Below are 17,606 nucleotides of genomic sequence, written 5' to 3'. Positions count from 1 at the left end.
GCAAAACAGTGAAGCTGACACTCACATCATCGGGAATAAACCCTAGTGAGCCGATATACAGACGTCCGATCCATCGAAACGAACCAAACCGCCCGCATATCCCTTCATCACCAAATTTTCAAAAAGCGCTCCGAACACAACACGCAGAACCCGCCAGTCACCCAGCGCCTTCGCTCGCCTCGCATCCAGATTTCGTTTCAGCCTCTCGACCCAGCCCGCCGGCTGCCGTCGCTGCTTCGTTCGCGTTTCCGCGTCCCCGCCGCTTCGGTGAGGCGGTATCTAGGCCTCACGCCGAAAAGCCGCAAGAGACAAAATGCAGGTCGCGGCGATTTTTTGCTGCGAAACCAGCGCAGGGCCAATGGAACAAGGGGTTTCAGCACCGCATTTTTCTGCACCTGCATCCGTCGCAACGGAGCAGGGCAGGGGGCTTCCCCGGGGTCAGCCCGCCGATCCGAGTCGCTTTGGCCGGAATCGGCGCAGAATCGGCCCGGAATCACCGCCGACTCGGCCGCGACTCGGGGCGAATCTTTTTCGAAACCGCTTCTGGGCCCGGAATCAGTCAGCCGCATGTCGTTTCTTTCGCTCTCACAAGAGTGAATATTGACTCAGGGCCGCGCCACCGGATTACTGCCGTCGTGAACAAGGAGGAGAGTTCCGATGTCCGAGGACCACACACCCGTGGCTGATCCTATCGCCGAGTTTCCGTGCGGCGCCGCCCGGGGCCGCACGGAAGCGGGGCTCCACGTCTATAGGGGCCTGCGCTATGCCCTGCCGCCCGAGGGCCCGCGGCGCTGGCAGCCGCCGGTGCCGGTGCCGGATCAGCCGGGCGTCCTCGATGCCACCGAGTTCGGGCCCGCTTGCCCGCAAAGCTTCCGCCGTCCCGGCAGTGTCTATGAAGTAGAGATCCCGAACCGGCAGGAGGATTGCCTCAACCTGAACATCTGGGCCCCGGAGGGCGCGAAGGATCTGCCGGTCTTCGTCTGGATCCATGGTGGCAACCTTTTGCGGGGTGCGGGCAGCGAGCCGCTGACCAACGGCGCCGAACTGGCCAAACGCGGGCAGGTGGTGGTGACCATCAACTACCGGCTGGGGATCCTTGGCTATCTGGCGCATCGGGAGCTCAGCGCGGAATCGGCTGAGGGGGTCTCTGGGAACTACGGGCTTCTGGACCAGATCGCCGCGCTGGAATGGGTGCGGCGCAATATTGCGGCGGTGGGCGGGGATCCGGCCAATGTCACCGTGGCCGGAGAATCCGCCGGCGCCCTCAGTGTCTATTACCTGTTGTGTGCGCCCGCTGCGAAGGGCCTGTTCAAACGGGCCATCGCGCAGAGCGGCCATATCTGTGCCGCCCAGCATCTGAGCGAGGACCGATACGGCATGGGGACTGGCCATGCCTCGGGCGAGGCGATCCTGCAGGCCCTCGGCGCCGACTCCATCGCCGAGCTGCGCGAACGCGACGCGCAGGAGTTGGCGGTCGAGGCCGTGGCCAAGGGGTTCGCGGCGCAGGCGGTGATCGACGGGATCACCCTCCCGGACCAGCCGGCCGATATGATGCGCGACGGACGCAGCCACGCTGTCCCCTTGCTGGCGGGCTTCAACAGCGGCGAGATCCTGACGCTGGAGTTCCTTTGTCCGCCGGTTCCCGAAAGCGCCGAGGCCTATGAGGCCGCGATCCGCGCGCGCTATGGTGACAGGGCAGGGGCCTTCCTCGCCCGCTATCCCGCGACGGATCTGAAACGCAGCCTGGAAACCGCCGCGTCGGACGCACTGTTTGGCTGGACGGCGATGGCGGCGGTCAAGGCGCAGGTCGCGAACGGGCGCGGCGCCTACCTCTATTACTTCGACCACGGCTATCCCGAGGCCGACGACAAAGGCCTGCACGGCTTCCATGCCTGCGAGATCGCTTATGTCTTCGACACGATGGCCGACGCCCCGCCCGCCTGGCCCAAAGCGCCGGATACCGAGGCGGAGCGGGACCTCACGCGCGTGATCGGCGATTACTGGACCAGCTTCGCGCGGGACGGCCGGCCGCGTTCGGAAGGCGCGCCGGACTGGCCGGATTACCGGGACGGCGAGCCGGTTCTGCACTTTGCCGATAGGCCGGAACTGGTGCGGGACTTCATGCCCGGCCTCTATGACTATGTGGAGGGGGAATTCACCCACCGTCGGGCGCTTGGCACCGTGCCGTGGAACTGGCAGGTCGGAACGGCGACACCGCTGCCGAAGGAAGAGCCATGACAAAGACCCCCTCGCGCGCCAAGCCCCGCAAGGCAGAACAGCGCGCCGAGATGATCGAGCGCATCCTGACCGAGGCCGAGTTCCTGTTCTCGCGCCACGGTCTGCATGGCGTGACGCTCAAGGATGTCGCCGGGCGGGTGGGGGTGCATCACACCCTCATCCACTATTACTTCGCCGACAAGACCGCGCTGTTCGACGCGGTCTTCGCCCGGCGCGCCGGCGTCACTGCGCAGCGCCGGATGGATGCGCTCGCGGATTACGAGGCCGAGGCCGGCGACAGCCCCACGGTCGAAGGGGCGTTGCGGGCTTTCCTTGATACCGACCTCGATCTTTATGGGCAGGGCGACGAGGGCTGGCGCAATTACGGCGCGCTGGCCTCGCTGGTGTCGAACTCGCCCGCCTGGGGGGCCGAGCTGATGGATCAGCATTTCGATCCGGTGGTGCTTCGGCTGATCGCAATCCTGCGCAAGGCGCTGCCCGACGCGACCGAGGAAGACCTGTTCTGGGGCTATCACTTCACCACCGGCGCGCTGATGCTGTCGCTGGCACGCACCGGGCGGATCGACAAACTGTCCGGCGGCCTGTGCCAATCCGAGGATTTCGAGGCGATCAAGGACCGCATGGCCCGCTTCATGGCCGCCGGCTTCCACCAGATCTGCGGCGATGGCGCAGCGCGGGACTGACCGCCCCTCAACTCTCGGGAAAGCCGCCCAGTTCCAGCAAGCGATTGCGGTTCTCAAGGTCGATGTTGATGTCGAAGACCACGCCATCGGTGCGGTAGACCAGCTGCGCCAGACAGACGACCCGCTTTTGCGCATCGAGGAAGATCCGCCGCACGCGCATCACCGGGTCATGCAGGCGGATGCCCAGCATCTCGGCCTCCTCCGGCGTCGACGAGATCACCCGGAAGGTCTGCCGCACATGCGCCAGCGCCGCGTCCTTGCTGTCGAACAGCAGGGTCGAGATCAGCTCGGTCGCCCATTGCCCCTCGGGGATCGCCGCATGCACCCGGCTTTCCACCAGATACTCGCCCATCACGAAGGGCGCACCCGAGCGCGAGAAAATCCGCTTCATATACTGGTAGGGCGCGGCGGCCTCGCCTTCCTCGGGCGTGATCGACAGCTCGTCGCGCGCGGGATGGCTGTCGAGCACCCGGAACGACAGCGCACCGCCGACCTGACCCGGCGCGCGGATCAACTGATAGGGCACCTGCTGATCCGGCGCCGGCGAGCCGGTGACGAAGGTCCCGCGGCCCCGTTCGGCCGAAATGAGCCCCTCTTCCTCCAGCCGGGCCAGCGCATGGCGCACCGTCATGCTCGACACGCCATAGGTCGACACCAGCTGCTTCAGGGTCGGCAGGCGGTCCCCGATCTGCAAGGCCCCATCCGCGATCTGACGCCGAATCACCGCCGCGAGCTGCACGTTATAGGGGGTCCCATCCTCGCGCAGCGCGGGTTTCGTGTCGGTTTTCAGCTCGGCGGTCTTAGGCACCTTTGCATGTCCTTTCGGCGCGGATCTTCTGTTTTGGTAAAGCCTCCGCTGCACGGCGGACAGGGTAAACTCCGGCAGGGGCGGAATTTTCCGGAAAAGCGCCGGAAATCGCCCCGCAGCCATATTGGCACGCTGGACTCATTGTGTCAAAGTGCTATAACTCAATCACAATCGACACGATCGATTGCTGGAGGAGTGAATGCGCCGCGCCGGTCCAAGCGACCCGTGACAGAGTGCATCCAACAGGGTCTGGGAGGGCCGACATGAAGAAAACAATCGCAGGATCCGTCCTGCTCGCGCTGGCCATGGGCCTTGCCGCGGGCGGCGCCATGGCCGAACCCACCGGCCAGTTCCGTTTCGCCGATCAGGTGCGTCTGGTCACCATGGACCCGCAGCGCCATTCGGGCGGCGGCATTCCCTATCTGCGCCCGGTCTATGAATCCCTGTTCGAGCTGGATGACGAAGGCCTGCCCGTGCCGATGCTGGCCACCGGCTATACCGTCGAGGGCGACACCGTCACCCTGACCCTGCGCGAAGGCGTGACCTTCTCCAACGGCGAGCCCTTCAACGCCGCCGCCGTCGTCGCCAATATCAACCGCGGCGTCGAGATCGGCGTGCTGGAAGGCCTGCTGTCCGTTGCCTCGGCCGAGGCCATCGACGACACCACCGTCCGCATCACCATGCGCGAGGCCGATCCGTCGATCATCATGGCCCTCGCTGGCACCGCAGGCATGATGATCGCCCCCGCCGCGATGGATGACCCGGCGCTGGACCGTAACCCCGTGGGCACCGGCCCCTTCGTCTATAACGCCGAGGAATCGCGCGAAGGCGAAGTACGGGTCTACACGCCGAACCCGACCTATTGGGAACCCGAAGAGCAGGATCTCGCCCGTTTCGAGGTCTGGGAAATCCCCGATGACACAGCGCGCCTCAATGCGCTGCGCACCGGGCAGATCGATGCCGGCATCTGGCTCTCGAACCCGCAAGCCGCGATGATCGACCGCTCGCCGGACCTGCAGCTGATCCGCAACTCGGGCGGTCTGAACTACCACGTCATCATCTCGGACCGCGCCGGCAGCGTCGTTCCCGCCTTCGCCGACCGGCGTGTGCGCCAAGCGATGGCCTATGCCATCAACCGCGAGGCCTTCAATCAGGCGATCCTCTTCGGACTGGGCGAGGCGACCTGGCAAGCCTATCCGACCGGCCCCTGGTCGAACCCGGATCTGAGCGAGCGCTATCCCTACGATCCCGAGCGCGCCCGCGAATTGCTGGCCGAGGCCGGCTATGCCGATGGCTTCACCTTCGACATGCCCTCGATCCCGATCTACCAGTCGCGCCTCGAAGCCCTCGCCGGTTTCTTCGCCGATGTGGGCATCACGATGAACATCGTCCCCGTCGAGCCCGGCACCTTGGCCCGCCGCTCGCGTACCACGGATTTCCCGGCGACCAACCTCGTGTGGAACACCGTGGGCGACCCGAAGTATCTGGGCCTGCGCTATCTGAATGCGGACGGGGCCTATAACCCGTTCCAAGGCGCCCCCAGCGAGGACATGGCCGCTCTGGTCGCGCAGGGTCTGCAATCGGTCGATACCGCCGAACGCTCGCCCGCCTATCGCCAGATGGCCGCGCAGATCGCCGACGAGGCCTTCCTGATCTTCGTCGCCAATACCCCGATCCTGTTCGGCGTCTCGAACGCGACCGCCGAGAACCCGACCGTGCATTACCGCTATGGTCAGGACACGATCGACATGCGCGGCCTCGCGCCCAACCAGTAAGGCCCCACGACCATGTTCAGGCTCCTGCTTCGGCGGCTTCTGGCCCTCGTGCCCCTGTTGTTCCTCGTCTCGGTGCTGACGTTTTCCTTCACCGCGATGCTGCCCAGCGATCCCGTGGACCTGATCCTCGGCGATACGGGCACGACCGAGCAGCATGACATGCTGCGCGAGCGCATGGGCCTGAACGACCCTGTCGTGGTGCGTTACGCCCGCTGGTTGGGGAATGCGGTGCAAGGCGATCTCGGCACCTCGTTCTTCAACAGCGTCGACGTCACCCGTGCGGTGATGCAGCGCATGCCCGTCACCCTGTCGCTGACGGCGGTGGCGGCGCTTATCGCCATCGCCACCGGCATCGCCGCCGGGGTGGCTGCCGCGCTCTATCCGCGCTCGTGGATCGACCGGCTGGCAACCATCGGCGCAACCTTCGGTCAGGCCGTTCCGAACTTCTGGTTCGGCCTGATCCTCGTGGCCATCTTCGCGGTGAACCTGCATTGGTTCCCCGCGACCGGCTTCACCCCGATTTCGCAATCGCCCTGGGACTGGCTGCGCAGCGTGACGTTGCCCGCTGTGGCCCTAGGCCTTTCGTCCAGCGCGGCGATCGCGCGACAGGTGCGCTCGGCCATGGTCGGCGTCCTGCAGATGGACTACATCCGCGCCGCCCGCGCGCAGGGCCTCTCCGCCCGCCGCGTCATCCTGCGTCACGCGCTGACCAATGCCATGGTTCCGGTGATCGCGGTCCTGTCGTTCCAGATTACCGTCCTTCTCGGCGGCGCGCTGATCGTCGAGCAGGTCTTCGCCATCAACGGCCTCGGCACGCTGGCGATCACCGCCGTGCGTCAGCAGGACATTCCCATGATTCAGGGCCTCGTGCTGGTCATGGTGGGCATGGTCGTCCTCGTCCAGCTCGCCACCGACATCCTTTACGGCCTGCTCAACCCGAAGGCGCGCCCGTCTTGACCCAAGCTACACCCCTCCGCCCGCGCAAGCTGCGCCGCCCGGGTGCCTCCGGCCTGATCACTGGCACGGCGATCCTGATCCTTTTGGTGCTGGCCGTCCTTGCCCTCGCCGCCGACTGGATCACGCCCTATGACCCGCTGCGTCAGAACCTGATGCACGCGCTGCAAGGCCCCTCGGCCAATCATTGGCTGGGCACCGACGATCTGGGCCGCGATGTTCTCTCGCGCCTGATCTATGGCTGCCGCATCGCCGTGATCGCCGCCGCCGAGGCCACCGCCATCGCCATCCTGCTGGGCGTGCCGCTGGGCCTGTTCATCGGCTATCGCGGCGGCTGGTGGGACTGGATCACCATGCGCGTGGTCGAGGCCGTCGTCTCGATCCCCGGCATCATGGTCGCCATCGTCATCATCGCGCTGCTGGGCGCCGGCCTGCACCGGGCGATGATCGCGCTCGGCATCCTGTTCTCGACCTCGTTCCTGCGCCTCGCCCGCGGCGTCGTGCTGGCCGAGCGCGAGGAGGTCTATGTCCGCTCGGCCCGCGTGATCGGCGCCTCGGACAGCCGGATCCTCGTGCGCCACATCTTCCCCAACATCGCCCCGCCTCTGATCGTGCAGGTCACGCTGACCGTGGGCGCGGTGCTGCTGTCCGAGGCCGGGCTCAGCTTCATCGGCCTCGGCGTGCAGCCGCCGCATGCCAGCTGGGGCACGATGCTGAACACCGCCGCGAATTACATGGACCTGAACTGGTTCCTCGCGGTGCCGCCGGGCGTGGCGATCATCGTCACCGTGCTGTCGGTCAACCTGCTGGGCGACGTGATCCGCGACAATGTGGGCCGGGGCATCGCCACCGCGCCCTCCGCCGCCGCGCGCCGCCGCAAGGTCCGCCCGGCTGAGCCCGTCACCGTGCTGCCCGCGCCCACCGAAGACGAGGTCCTGCGCATCGAGGGCCTGACCGCCGCCATCGTGCCTGAGGGTGGGACCGAAACCCCAATCATCACCGACCTGTCCCTGTCGACCAAACGCGGCGAGACCTTGGGTCTGGTCGGCGAATCCGGCTCAGGGAAAACGCTCACCGGCCTGTCGGTGCTGGGTCTGCTCGGGGCCGGCGTGCAGGTCACGCAGGGGGCGATCAAGCTTAATGGCACCGACCTTCTGACCCTGAAGCCGCGTGAGCTGGAACAGGTGCGCGGCAATCAGGTGGCGATGGTCTTTCAGGACCCGACCACCAGCCTCAACCCCGCCTTCACCGTCGGCAGCCAGATCGCCGAGGTCCTGCGCACCAAGCAGGGCCTGACCAAGGCCGAGGCTTGGGAGAAGGTCGTCGAGCTCATTCACCGCGTCGGCATCCCCCGGCCTGAGGAACGCGCCCGTGCCTATCCGCATGAACTCTCGGGCGGCATGGCCCAACGTATCGCCATCGCCCGCGCCCTGTCCTGCAACCCCTCGCTGCTGATCGCGGACGAGCCGACCACGGCGCTCGACGTGACGGTGCAGCAGGAGATCCTCGATCTCTTCCGCGACCTGCAGGACGAATACGGCATGGCGATCCTCTTCGTGACGCATGACCTCGCCGTCGCCGCCGATATCTGCGACCGGATCAGCGTGCTCTATGCGGGCCAGATGGTCGAAATGGCGCCGGTGGCCGAGCTGTTTGCCGATCCGCGCCACCCCTATACGCGCGGCCTTCTGTCCGCGATGCCCCACGCGGCCAGTGGTGAGCCGCCCTTGCCGACGATCCGCGGCTCCGTCCCGCGTCCCGGCGCTTGGCCCGTGGGCTGCCGCTTCGGCAATCGCTGCGACTTCCACACTGCCGCCTGCGACCACCCCGTCCCGCTGGAGGGCCAGAACGGCCGCCTCATCCGCTGCGTCCATGCAGAGCGCTTCAAACTGGAGGCCGCGTCGTGACCGAGGCTCCCCTTCTCCAACTCGATGACCTCTGGGTCAGCTATTACTCCCGCTCGATGCTGGGCTTCGCCGCGAAACCCTTCCACGCCGTCAAGGGCGCGAGCCTGACCATCGAGGCCGGGCAGACGCTGGGTCTGGTGGGCGAGAGCGGTTCGGGCAAATCCTCGATCGCGAACACCGTGCTGGGGCTGGTGCCGCCGAGCCAAGGCAAGATGGTCTTCGACGGCCAGGACCTCGGCGCGCTGAAGACCCGCTACCCGGCGGAGATCCGGCGGCAGATTCAGGCGGTGTTCCAGGACCCCTATTCCTCGCTGAATGCCGCGATGACGGTCGAGGACATCATCACCGAACCCCTGCGCGTCCACACCAAGATGTCGAAGGCCGAACGTCACGCCCGCGCGGTCGAGCTGATGAAGATGGTCTCCCTCAACGAGGACCACCTGAACCGCCATCCGCATCAATTCTCGGGCGGGCAGCGGCAGCGCATCGCCATCGCCGCCGCTTTGGCCCTGCAGCCGAAGCTGGTGGTGCTCGATGAGCCGGTCAGCGCGCTGGATGTGTCCACGCAGAACCAGATCATCAACCTGCTCTATGAACGCCGCGACGCGCTGGGGATGGCCTATCTGCTCATCGCCCATGACCTCGCGCTGGTGCATCATATCTCGGACCGGATCGCGGTGATGTACCTTGGCCATATCGTCGAGGAAGGCCCCGCCGACCGCGTCTATTACCAGCCCGCGCATCCCTATACCCGCGCGCTGCTCGACGCCGTGCCGCAGCTCGACCCCGCCGAACAGGCCCGCCGCCGCGCCGCGCGCAAGGCGGCGCCCGCGCCGGATCTGCAGCGCGTCGCCGCCACCGGCTGCCCCTATCGCAACCGCTGCCCGCTGGCGATGCCGCGCTGCGAGGCTTCGATGCCCCCGGCCTATCAGGTCGAAGGCGGCGGCACCGCGCAATGTTTCCTCGTCGAAGAACAGACCCGAAAGGGGGCCGCATGAGCGCCGCTCAGGTCGATACCGCTGTCAACGTGCTGGCCGGCGCCCTACCGCCCGGTCTGGAGCGCCCGCTGGTCTGCCGCTGGCCCTCGGATATCCCGGTCGCGGGCGTCGTGGTCTTCTGCCATGGCCTCGGCTCGAACGGCGGGGAATATGCCGCGATCTCGCGCCATTGGGCGGCGCAGGGCTATCTGGTCATCCACCCGACCTTCGACGATTCCATCGCTTTGGTCGCAGCCCGCAACCCGGCGCTGGGGTTGGACCCGACGTCCGACCTACGCCGCTGGGTCACCCTGCCCACGGTCCGCGCGCATATGCACCATATCCTGCACGCTCCGGCCAATTGGCTGGGCCGGGTGCGCACGGTCGGCGCGATCATGGACACCCTGCCGCGCATTCTGGCCGAGACCTGCGGCGCGGCCGATCTGCCCGCCGCCGTGGCTGGCCATTCCTTCGGCGCCTATACCGCGCAATTGCTGGCGGGGGTCGAGATCGACCTGCCCGGCGATCCGGGCCGCAGCTTCCGCGACGAACGTTTCCGCGCCGCACTGATCCTGTCCGGCCAAGGGCGCGACCAGCAGGGGCTGCGCGAGGGCTCATGGGACCGGTTGACGATCCCCACGCTGACCGTGACCGGCACTTTGGACCGGGGCGCGAATGGCGGCGGAGTCGACTGGAAATCCGAACCCTACACGCTGGCCCATGCGCCCGATCAATACCTCGCGGTGATTGAAGACGGCGACCATTTCCTCGGCGGCTTCGACGGGGCCAGCCCGCGCAACGTGCCGGCCCAAGCCGAGGCCCTGCGCCAGATTACCACGAACTTCCTGAATGCCACGCTGAAAGCCGATCCCGAGGCCCGCGACGCCCTGCGCGCGACGCCGGGCCGGATCGGCGATTGCACCCTCACCTTCGACTACCGCTGAACCCCGAGAGGATACCCCATGTTCAAACCGCTTTCCGGGCTTCGCGTCGTCGACCTCACGCAGGTGCTGGCCGGACCCTATGCCGCCTATCAACTGGCGCTGATGGGGGCCGAGGTCATCAAGGTCGAGACTCCTCAGACCGGCGATTGGGGCCGGGTCCGGGGCGATCTGCCCGAGACCAATGCGCTGGGGATGGGGCTGACCTATCTCACCCAGAACGCCAACAAGAAATCCGTCACGCTGGACCTGAAAACGCCCGAGGGGCTGGAGGCGATGAAGCGCCTCATAGCCTCGGCCGATGTGTTCATCGAGAACTTCCGCCCCGGCGCCATCGAGCGGCTGGGCCTCTCCTATGACGTGGTGCGGCAGCTGAAACCGGGGATCGTCTATTGCTCGATCTCGGCCTTCGGGCAGGACGGCGCCTTCCGCCATCGCCCGGCCTATGACCATGTGATTCAAGGCATGTGCGGGATCATGCGCACCACCGGGACCGAGCAGACCGGCCCCACCAAGGTCGGCTCGCCCTTCATCGATTACGCCACTGGCCTCAACGCCGCCTTCGCCATCACCGCCGGCCTGCATGAGGTCAAGCGCACGGGCGAGTCGGTGCATCTGGACGTGGCGATGCTGGACACCTCGATGCTGCTGATGGCGTCGTTGATGACCAGCCACCTGACCGCCGACTGGATGCCGCGCCCCGCCGGAAACGAGGCCTGGTCGCTGTCGCCGTCCTCGGGCGCGTTCGAGACCTCGGACGGGCTTCTGATGATAGCCGCCAACAACGACAAGCAGTTCCGCGCCCTGTGCAAGGGGCTCGACCGCGAGGATATCCTGACGGATCCCCGCTGGGCCGACCCCGCCAACCGCGCCAAGAACGCGCCGGCGCTGCGGGCGGAACTGGTACAGGTGTTCCTGTCCGACCGGGCCGAGCATTGGGAGGCGCAGCTCGATGCCGCCGGGGTGCCGGCCGCGCGGGTGCGGTCCTTGGACGAAACCTTGGCCGAGCCGCATATGCGCACCCGCCGCATCGCCGCCGCGCTGCCGTGGGAACATGGCAAGGGCGCGCTGCATCTGCCGACTTTGGGCTTCAAGGCGAACGGGCAGGCCGTGGCGCCGACGGAGCTGCCGCCGGAACTGGGCCGCGACACGCGCGATGTTCTGACGAGCCTCGGCTATTCGGACGGGGATCTGCAGGCGATGGAAGCCGCGCAGGTGATCTGAGAACCCAGACAGTGGGGGAGGGGGCGCAGCGGAACACCGCGCGCCCCCGATGTCATGCGGCCAGCACGCCCAGCACCAGCCAATCGGCGACCAAGGCCGGACGATCTTCGCCCTCGATCTCGACGGTGACGGCCCAGGTCATCTGCACCCGCCCCTCACCGCGCGCCTTCACGCCCGACAGGGTGAACCGCGCCCGCACCCGCTTGCCGGACCGCACCGGCGTCAGGAAACGGACGGAGTCGAAGCCGTAGTTCAGCCCCATCGCCGCGCCCTCCAACGCGGGGACGGCCTCGGCATAGAAGTGGCTGAACAACGACAGTGTCAGGAAGCCATGGGCGATGGTGCCACCGAAATCCGTCCCGGCGGCGCGGGCCGGGTCCGTGTGGATGAACTGGTCATCCACGGTGACGTCGGCGAAGGTATCGATCATCGCCTGCGTAACCTCGACCCAGGGCGAGACACCGACCTCGTGGCCGATCAGCCCGTCCAGCTCGGACGGCTTCAGCAGACGGGTCATCAAAGGACCTCGAACAAGCCAGCCGCACCCATGCCGCCGCCGACGCACATGGTGATGACGACGTACTTCACGCCCCGGCGCTTGCCCTCGATCAGCGCGTGGCCGACCATGCGGGCGCCCGACATGCCATAGGGATGGCCGATCGAGATTGCGCCGCCGTTGACGTTGAGCCGGTCCATCGGAATGCCCAGCGTATCGGCGCAATAGAGCACCTGCACCGCGAAGGCCTCGTTCAGTTCCCACAGGCCGATGTCATCGACCGAGAGACCGAACCGCTTCAAAAGCTTTGGCACCGCGAAGACCGGACCGATGCCCATCTCGTCGGGCTCGGTCCCCGCCACGGCCATGCCGAGGTAGCGGCCCAAGGGCTGCAGCCCGCGCGCCGCGGCGACGGCTTCCTCCATGACGATGCAGGCCGAAGCCCCGTCCGACAGCTGGCTGGCGTTACCGGCGGTGATCGAGCCGCCCTCGCGCACGGCTTTCAGCCCTTGCAGCCCGTCGAGCGTCGTCTCGGGCCGGTTGCCCTCGTCCTTCGACAGGGTGACGGCTTTCGTGGACGTCTCGCCCGTCGCCTTGTCCGTCACCAGCATCTCGGCGCTCATCGGCACGATCTCGGCGTCGAACCGGCCGGCGGCCTGCGCCTCGGCGGTACGCTGCTGCGACTGCAGGCCATAGGCATCCTGCCGCTCGCGCGAGATGTCGTAGCGCTTGGCGACGGTCTCGGCGGTGTCGAGCATCGCCATATAGGCGTCAGGATGCATGGCCAGCAGGCCGGGGTCCGCATCGACACGGATCTTCGGCGTCTGCACCAGCGAGATCGACTCGACCCCGCCCGCCAGCACAATGTCCATCCGGTCGACGATCACCTGCTTCGCGGCGGTCGAGATCGCCATCAGCCCCGAGGCGCATTGCCGGTCCATGGTCATCCCGGCGACGGAGACGGGCAACCCGGCCCGCAACGCCGCCGTGCGGCCGATCGTGTGCTGCGAGCCCTGCGGCAGGGCGGAGCCGACGATGCAATCGTCGATCTCGGCCCCCTCAAGCCCGGCGCGCTCGACGGCGGCGCGCAGGGCATGGGCGGCCAAGGTCGGCGCCGGGGTGTTGTTGAACGCCCCGCGATAGGCGCGGCCGATCGGCGTGCGGGCAGTGGAAACGATGACGGCAGAACGCATTACAGGCCTCCTCGTGCATAGCCGGCATGTGCCAGCTCCTGTCTTCCCTGAGCTTCCCCCGACCCCGGGACGGCTTCGTCCGCGCGGTCGCTGATCTGGTCCCAATGCGCGACGATCGCCTCGGGCGCGCCGTCATCAGGCAGGCGCAGGCCCTGGGTCAGCGTCACGTTGGCGGTCGCAAACGAGCCCGCCCCGGCGCAGAGGATCGTGCGCGTCGGCGCATCCTCGCGCACCAGCGCCAGAACGGCGGGGCTGACGCGGGCGGGGGTCAGAAGCTCCAGCTCCTTCTCGGGCAGCAGGCCGCCGGTCATCGCTGTCGCCGCCGTCGGCGCGAGGCAGTTGACGCGGATATCGTTGCGCGCGCCCTCCAGCGACAGGGTCTGCATCAGCCCGACCAGTGCCATTTTCGCGGCACCGTAATTCGACTGGCCGAAGTTGCCGTACAGCCCGGACGACGAGGTCGTCATCACGATCCGCCCATAGTTCTGCGCCTGCATATGCGGCCAAGCGGCCTTGCAGCAATGCACCGCGCCCATCAGATGCACATCCACGACCAGCCGGAAATCCGCGAGGTCCATCTTGGCGAAGGTCTTGTCGCGCAGGATGCCGGCGTTGTTCACGAGGATATCGAGCCGCCCCCATTCCGCGATGACCTTGCCGACCATGCCCTGCACGGCCTCGAAATCCGAGACCGAGGCGGCGACGGCCATCGCCTGCCCGCCCGACGCGTTGATCTCGTCGGCGACGGCCTGCGCATTGTCGGCGCCGAGGTCGTTCACCGCCACCTTCGCGCCGCGCGCGGCTAGCAGAAGCGCGTGCTCACGCCCCAGCCCGGCGCCCGCGCCGGTCACCAGCGCTACCCGTCCGCTCAGATCAATCGTCATCGTCTCGTCCTGTCTTGAAGGCTTTGCATCGGGCTTAACAGCGCCCGAAGCATGGCGCAAGAAAAAGCTGTACGTTTGTTCAGTTTGCTTGCAGGCTGTCGGAAAGGATGCGAGAGGGGCCTTGTGCGCCCCCGCGCCAAGGATCGCCGACACCGAGATGGATATCTCCGCCGAGCCCAGTGACGCCCCAAAGCCCCGCCCGCTGCAAAAGCGCGCGGCCGAGACGCGTGCGCGCATCACCGCCGGCGTGATCGAGGTGCTGGCAGGGCAGGGCGCCGCGGGCTGCACCCATCGCGCGGTGGCCAAGGCAGCGGGTGTCAGTCTGGCGGCGACGACCTACCACTTCGACACCAAGGGCGCGATGATCGAGGCCGCCTCGCAAGCGCTTCTCGACGGCTATGTCGCCGATTTCGACCGGGTCGATGCGCGGCTGGCGGCGGGGGAGGCGACCGGGATCAGCGGCTTGCCCGACCTCGTGCAGCGGGTTGCCGGCAATGCGCTGGGGCGCGCGCGCATCCGGTCGCTCGCGTGGTGCGAGATTATGCTGCAAGGCGGTCGAGACCCCGCACGCCGGGATTCGGTCGCCGCCTGGTACGCCGAAACCGATCGCCTCTGGCTGCGGATTGCACGCCATCTGGACCCGACGATCGAGGCCGAGGCGGCTCGTGACGCTGTCGATCAGGTGGTCGGCCTGACCTTCCTGCTGCATCCGCTGCAACCGACCCCGGCCGAGGTGCAAGACCTGCTCACCGGCCAGTCTACCCTCTCGGCCCTTCTGGACCGCCTGCCGTCCGACCCGCCGCTCGACGACGCGGCCAGCCCGGCGCGGCAACGGGTGATCGACGCGGCCATCGCCATCCTGATCGACGACGGTGTCGCCGGCATCAGCTACCGCGCCGTGGCCGAGCGCGCGGGCCTCGCGCGATCCGGCCCCGCCCATCACTTCGCCAGCATCGACGCGCTGATCGAGGCCGCGCAACGCACCCTCTTCGCCCGCGCCAAGACCCGTTACCGCGATGCGCTGGCCGGGGCAGGGGGGCCGGTGACCACGCGGGCCAATCTGCTCGACCTCACCACCGCCGTGTTCTTCCGCGAGGTATTGGAGCACCCGCGCGAAAGCGTCGGCTTCTATTCGGTCTGGGTCGTCGCCGCGCAATCGCCGGTGCTGCGGGGCGTCGTCGCTGCCGCGCAGAGGGACCAGCACCGGGCGTGGTGTCGCCGCCTTGCCAGCCTGCCCAATCCGCCGCCGGCCGAGAGCACCGCCCTGCGCGTTCAGGCGCAATTCATCGGCATGTTGATCCGCGCCGTGGCCGCCGGGGGCGATCTGGACCGGTTGCGAGAGGCCCGTCAGGCTTTCGCCGCGCTGCTGGGACCCGAACCCGCCTGATCAATGTCGCCTGCGGGCCACGTCGCGCGGGGACAGGCCAAAGCGCCGCCGAAACATCGTCGAGAAATGTGCCGAGCTGTTGAAGCCGTGGTCAAAGGCGACCCCGGTGATCGTACCGCCTTCACCGCGCGCGAGGCAATCATGCGCCCGCTGCAGCCGCCGGTGCCAGATCCATTCCGAGGCCGACATCTCGCCCCCTTCGAACAGCAGATGCAGGGAACGCAGGGACATGCCATTGGCCGCCGCTACCCGCTCCAGCGTCAGTTCCGGATCGGCGAGATGCCCCTCGATCCAATGCTGGACCGAGCGTAGCCGCGCCGCCTTGACCGAGGCTTCGCCCATCGGCGCATCGTCCTCGGCGGCTTGCAGGGCGATGGCCAGAAGGTCCATGACCTGCGCGCCCATCGCCTCGCGCTGCGGGCCTTGCAAACGGGGGCTTTCGGTGGCGAGGGTCGCGCAGAAATCGCTGACGATCCGGCCGAGCCCCTGCGCGGTGTTCAACGGCGCCGAGACCGGCACACGGTTCGACGAGAACCGCTGCGCGAATTCGGCGCGCGGCAGTTCGAGGTAGAACGACCGCACCTCGCCGTGCCCCTGCAGCTCGTATTCCTCGGAGGCCAGAAAGATCGCCCCTCGCGCGGCGGTCGAATGATGCTGCGCGCCGCGTTGGTGAACCTCGATCCCGCCGCGATGCAGCAGCTGGACGTAGTAGCAATCCTTGTCCAACCGCGACAGATGCGTGCGCCCGCGCCGTATGCGCTGCTCGGACAGCAGGATATCGGTCAGCGACACCGCCCCGAATTGCGCCTCGTGGATGAAGCCGCAGTAACGGGCGGGGTCCGAGGCTTTCACATCGACATTCACATAGACATCGCAGATCGCTTCGCGCCACGCGGCATAGCGCTCGGCGGGGGCGAAATCGTCGGTCGAGAATACCTTGTCCATCGGCGCCTCCCAGCCTGCCGGGTGGGCGGCTCTCCCAAGCCTGCCTCTTCCCGGTGGGTCAGCCTAGGCGCAAGCTGAACATTTGTCCAGTTTTCTGCCTCCATTGCGCGCTGGTGAAAAAACCCTGCGCGGCGGCGAAAGAAACACCAGTGGCGGCGGTCCACGCTTCGTCGATCCGCAGGGAGGCGGGCAGGGGAGGGACGCGATGCCATTGGGTGCAAACCTGACACAGGAGAAGATTGTCTTTGCACTGGCCGTGCTGCTGGCCCTCGGCTTTGCCTTGGCGCTGCCGGGCTTCCTGACAACGCAGAACGTGCTGAACCTTCTGCGCAGCGTGTCGATCCTCGGGATCCTCGGGGTGGCGATGGGCCTTGTGGTGATCGGGCGGGGGATCGACCTGTCGCTGGTGGCGCTGATGGCGGTCTCGGTCGCGTGGATGCTGACGCTGGTCTCGGGCGGCATGCCGCTGCCGCTGGCCTTGGCCGTCGCCTTGGGCTTCAGCCTGCTGGTCGGCGCGCTGAACGGCTGGCTTGTCGCCTATGCCGAGATCCCGGCGATCTTCGCGACCTTGGCGATGGGCACGCTGATCTACGGTTTCGGGCGCTATTTCCTGTTCTCGATGGACGTCGCCTATATCCCCGAGGGCGCGCGGCCGATCCTGATCCTCGGCCAGAGCGACCTCTTCGGTGTGCCGCTGCCGATCTTCCTGTTCGCGGGCACCTGCCTCATCGGCCATCTGTTCCTGCGCTATGCCATTCCGGGCCGCTATTTGCGCGCCGTGGGCGACAACCTGCCCGCCGCGCGGATCACCGGCATCCCGGTGCGCCCGGTGATCGTGCTGCAATATGTGCTGTCCTCGGGGATCGGCTTCCTCGCGGGCCTGATTACCGCGGCTTCCGTGGACAGCATGAACACGCGGCTGGCGCTGTCGACCTATGTCTATGACGTGATCCTCGTCGTCGTGCTGGGGGGCATCGGCCTCTCGGGCGGGAAGGGCGGCATCCGCAATGTCGTGGTCGGCACGCTGCTGATCGGCGTGCTGCTCAACGGCATGACCATCATGGACATCCAGTACACGCTTCAGAACGTCATCAAGGGTGGCCTTCTGCTGGCAGCGATCGTGATCGACACGATCCTGAATCCCCGCGACGAGCAGACCGCTCAGCAAGGGGACATCTGACAGGTTTCAACGGG

Annotated in this window: 15 protein-coding genes; 10 read left to right on the top strand and 5 right to left on the bottom strand. The window is 67.2% G+C overall.

The annotated features are described in order from the left end of the window. Positions 1-657: 657 nt before the first annotated feature. Both BCY78_RS17905 and BCY78_RS17900 read left to right on the top strand, forming a co-directional pair. On the top strand, positions 658-2,238 hold the full coding sequence (locus tag BCY78_RS17905; protein ID WP_068304622.1) for a carboxylesterase/lipase family protein: 1,581 nt from the start codon (positions 658-660) through the stop codon (positions 2,236-2,238). Beyond that, on the top strand, positions 2,235-2,921 hold the full coding sequence (locus BCY78_RS17900; protein ID WP_068304621.1) for a TetR/AcrR family transcriptional regulator: 687 nt from the start codon (positions 2,235-2,237) through the stop codon (positions 2,919-2,921). The genes BCY78_RS17905 and BCY78_RS17900 overlap by 4 nt, the downstream gene beginning before the upstream one ends. A gap of 7 nt (positions 2,922-2,928) precedes the next feature. Here BCY78_RS17900 and BCY78_RS17895 read toward each other — a convergent pair whose 3' ends face one another. Further along, positions 2,929-3,729 carry a GntR family transcriptional regulator gene (locus tag BCY78_RS17895; RefSeq protein WP_068304620.1) on the bottom strand — a complete coding sequence of 267 codons (801 nt, stop codon included), beginning with the start codon at positions 3,727-3,729 and terminating at the stop codon, positions 2,929-2,931. Between the two features lie 263 nt (positions 3,730-3,992). Here BCY78_RS17895 and BCY78_RS17890 point away from each other — a divergent pair, with 263 nt between their 5' ends. From BCY78_RS17890 to BCY78_RS17865, 6 genes are read left to right on the top strand one after another with little or no spacing between them, the layout of a single operon-like run. Further along, positions 3,993-5,504: an ABC transporter substrate-binding protein gene (locus BCY78_RS17890; protein WP_068304618.1), complete on the top strand. Its 1,512-nt coding sequence runs from the start codon at positions 3,993-3,995 to the stop codon at positions 5,502-5,504. A 12-nt stretch (positions 5,505-5,516) separates the two neighbouring features. After that, positions 5,517-6,461, top strand: coding sequence for an ABC transporter permease (locus BCY78_RS17885; RefSeq protein ID WP_068304617.1), 945 nt, complete (start codon positions 5,517-5,519; stop codon positions 6,459-6,461). Further along, positions 6,458-8,365 (top strand): dipeptide/oligopeptide/nickel ABC transporter permease/ATP-binding protein, encoded by a 1,908-nt coding sequence (locus tag BCY78_RS17880; protein WP_083195128.1) that lies wholly within the window; start codon positions 6,458-6,460, stop codon positions 8,363-8,365. Before BCY78_RS17885 ends, BCY78_RS17880 begins: the two co-directional genes overlap by 4 nt. After that, the gene (locus tag BCY78_RS17875) at positions 8,362-9,363 is read left to right on the top strand and encodes an oligopeptide/dipeptide ABC transporter ATP-binding protein (protein ID WP_139103209.1); all 1,002 of its coding nucleotides are present in this window, start codon (positions 8,362-8,364) and stop codon (positions 9,361-9,363) included. The genes BCY78_RS17880 and BCY78_RS17875 overlap by 4 nt, the downstream gene beginning before the upstream one ends. Further along, positions 9,360-10,286, top strand: a complete 927-nt coding sequence (locus tag BCY78_RS17870; protein ID WP_068304615.1) for a hypothetical protein — start codon at positions 9,360-9,362, stop codon at positions 10,284-10,286. The genes BCY78_RS17875 and BCY78_RS17870 overlap by 4 nt, the downstream gene beginning before the upstream one ends. Positions 10,287-10,304: 18 nt before the next feature. Beyond that, positions 10,305-11,507: a CaiB/BaiF CoA-transferase family protein gene (locus BCY78_RS17865; protein ID WP_068304613.1), complete on the top strand. Its 1,203-nt coding sequence runs from the start codon at positions 10,305-10,307 to the stop codon at positions 11,505-11,507. Between the two features lie 52 nt (positions 11,508-11,559). Here the strand turns inward: BCY78_RS17865 and BCY78_RS17860 are convergent, their stop codons facing one another. Genes BCY78_RS17860 through BCY78_RS17850 form a run of 3 tightly spaced genes read right to left on the bottom strand, consistent with a single transcriptional unit; the run spans position 11,560 to position 14,080 of the window. After that, on the bottom strand, positions 11,560-12,024 hold the full coding sequence (locus BCY78_RS17860) for a MaoC family dehydratase (RefSeq protein WP_068304612.1): 465 nt from the start codon (positions 12,022-12,024) through the stop codon (positions 11,560-11,562). Next, the gene (locus BCY78_RS17855) at positions 12,024-13,196 is read right to left on the bottom strand and encodes an acetyl-CoA C-acyltransferase (protein ID WP_068304609.1); all 1,173 of its coding nucleotides are present in this window, start codon (positions 13,194-13,196) and stop codon (positions 12,024-12,026) included. Before BCY78_RS17855 ends, BCY78_RS17860 begins: the two co-directional genes overlap by 1 nt. Continuing rightward, positions 13,196-14,080, bottom strand: a complete 885-nt coding sequence (locus BCY78_RS17850) for an SDR family NAD(P)-dependent oxidoreductase (protein WP_068304608.1) — start codon at positions 14,078-14,080, stop codon at positions 13,196-13,198. Before BCY78_RS17850 ends, BCY78_RS17855 begins: the two co-directional genes overlap by 1 nt. A 157-nt stretch (positions 14,081-14,237) precedes the next feature. Here BCY78_RS17850 and BCY78_RS17845 point away from each other — a divergent pair, with 157 nt between their 5' ends. After that, positions 14,238-15,467 carry a TetR/AcrR family transcriptional regulator gene (locus BCY78_RS17845; protein ID WP_068304607.1) on the top strand — a complete coding sequence of 410 codons (1,230 nt, stop codon included), beginning with the start codon at positions 14,238-14,240 and terminating at the stop codon, positions 15,465-15,467. Here BCY78_RS17845 and BCY78_RS17840 read toward each other — a convergent pair whose 3' ends face one another. After that, positions 15,468-16,412 carry a helix-turn-helix domain-containing protein gene (locus BCY78_RS17840; RefSeq protein ID WP_068304605.1) on the bottom strand — a complete coding sequence of 315 codons (945 nt, stop codon included), beginning with the start codon at positions 16,410-16,412 and terminating at the stop codon, positions 15,468-15,470. It lies immediately after the preceding gene. Positions 16,413-16,617: 205 nt separating this feature from the next. Here BCY78_RS17840 and BCY78_RS17835 point away from each other — a divergent pair, with 205 nt between their 5' ends. After that, positions 16,618-17,592, top strand: a complete 975-nt coding sequence (locus tag BCY78_RS17835) for an ABC transporter permease (protein ID WP_068304603.1) — start codon at positions 16,618-16,620, stop codon at positions 17,590-17,592. The last annotated feature ends 14 nt before the right edge of the window (positions 17,593-17,606 follow it).

Source organism: Pararhodobacter sp. CCB-MM2 (assembly GCF_001691415.1).
Taxonomy (GTDB): Bacteria; Pseudomonadota; Alphaproteobacteria; order Rhodobacterales; family Rhodobacteraceae; genus Pararhodobacter.
Note: the sequence above shows the minus strand (reverse complement) of the source record. Positions and strands in the feature narration are given on the sequence as shown.

What these genes read in the sequence shown, in the direction of transcription:
- BCY78_RS17890 (WP_068304618.1), top strand. Translation starts at nt 3,993, where the DNA reads ATGAAGAAAACAATCGCAGGATCCGTCCTGCTCGCGCTGGCCATGGGC.
- BCY78_RS17855 (WP_068304609.1), bottom strand. Translation starts at nt 13,196, where the DNA reads ATGCGTTCTGCCGTCATCGTTTCCACTGCCCGCACGCCGATCGGCCGC.
- BCY78_RS17840 (WP_068304605.1), bottom strand. Translation starts at nt 16,412, where the DNA reads ATGGACAAGGTATTCTCGACCGACGATTTCGCCCCCGCCGAGCGCTAT.
- BCY78_RS17905 (WP_068304622.1), top strand. Translation starts at nt 658, where the DNA reads ATGTCCGAGGACCACACACCCGTGGCTGATCCTATCGCCGAGTTTCCG.
- BCY78_RS17845 (WP_068304607.1), top strand. Translation starts at nt 14,238, where the DNA reads ATGGATATCTCCGCCGAGCCCAGTGACGCCCCAAAGCCCCGCCCGCTG.
- BCY78_RS17865 (WP_068304613.1), top strand. Translation starts at nt 10,305, where the DNA reads ATGTTCAAACCGCTTTCCGGGCTTCGCGTCGTCGACCTCACGCAGGTG.
- BCY78_RS17860 (WP_068304612.1), bottom strand. Translation starts at nt 12,024, where the DNA reads ATGACCCGTCTGCTGAAGCCGTCCGAGCTGGACGGGCTGATCGGCCAC.
- BCY78_RS17885 (WP_068304617.1), top strand. Translation starts at nt 5,517, where the DNA reads ATGTTCAGGCTCCTGCTTCGGCGGCTTCTGGCCCTCGTGCCCCTGTTG.
- BCY78_RS17835 (WP_068304603.1), top strand. Translation starts at nt 16,618, where the DNA reads ATGCCATTGGGTGCAAACCTGACACAGGAGAAGATTGTCTTTGCACTG.
- BCY78_RS17870 (WP_068304615.1), top strand. Translation starts at nt 9,360, where the DNA reads ATGAGCGCCGCTCAGGTCGATACCGCTGTCAACGTGCTGGCCGGCGCC.
- BCY78_RS17900 (WP_068304621.1), top strand. Translation starts at nt 2,235, where the DNA reads ATGACAAAGACCCCCTCGCGCGCCAAGCCCCGCAAGGCAGAACAGCGC.
- BCY78_RS17850 (WP_068304608.1), bottom strand. Translation starts at nt 14,080, where the DNA reads ATGACGATTGATCTGAGCGGACGGGTAGCGCTGGTGACCGGCGCGGGC.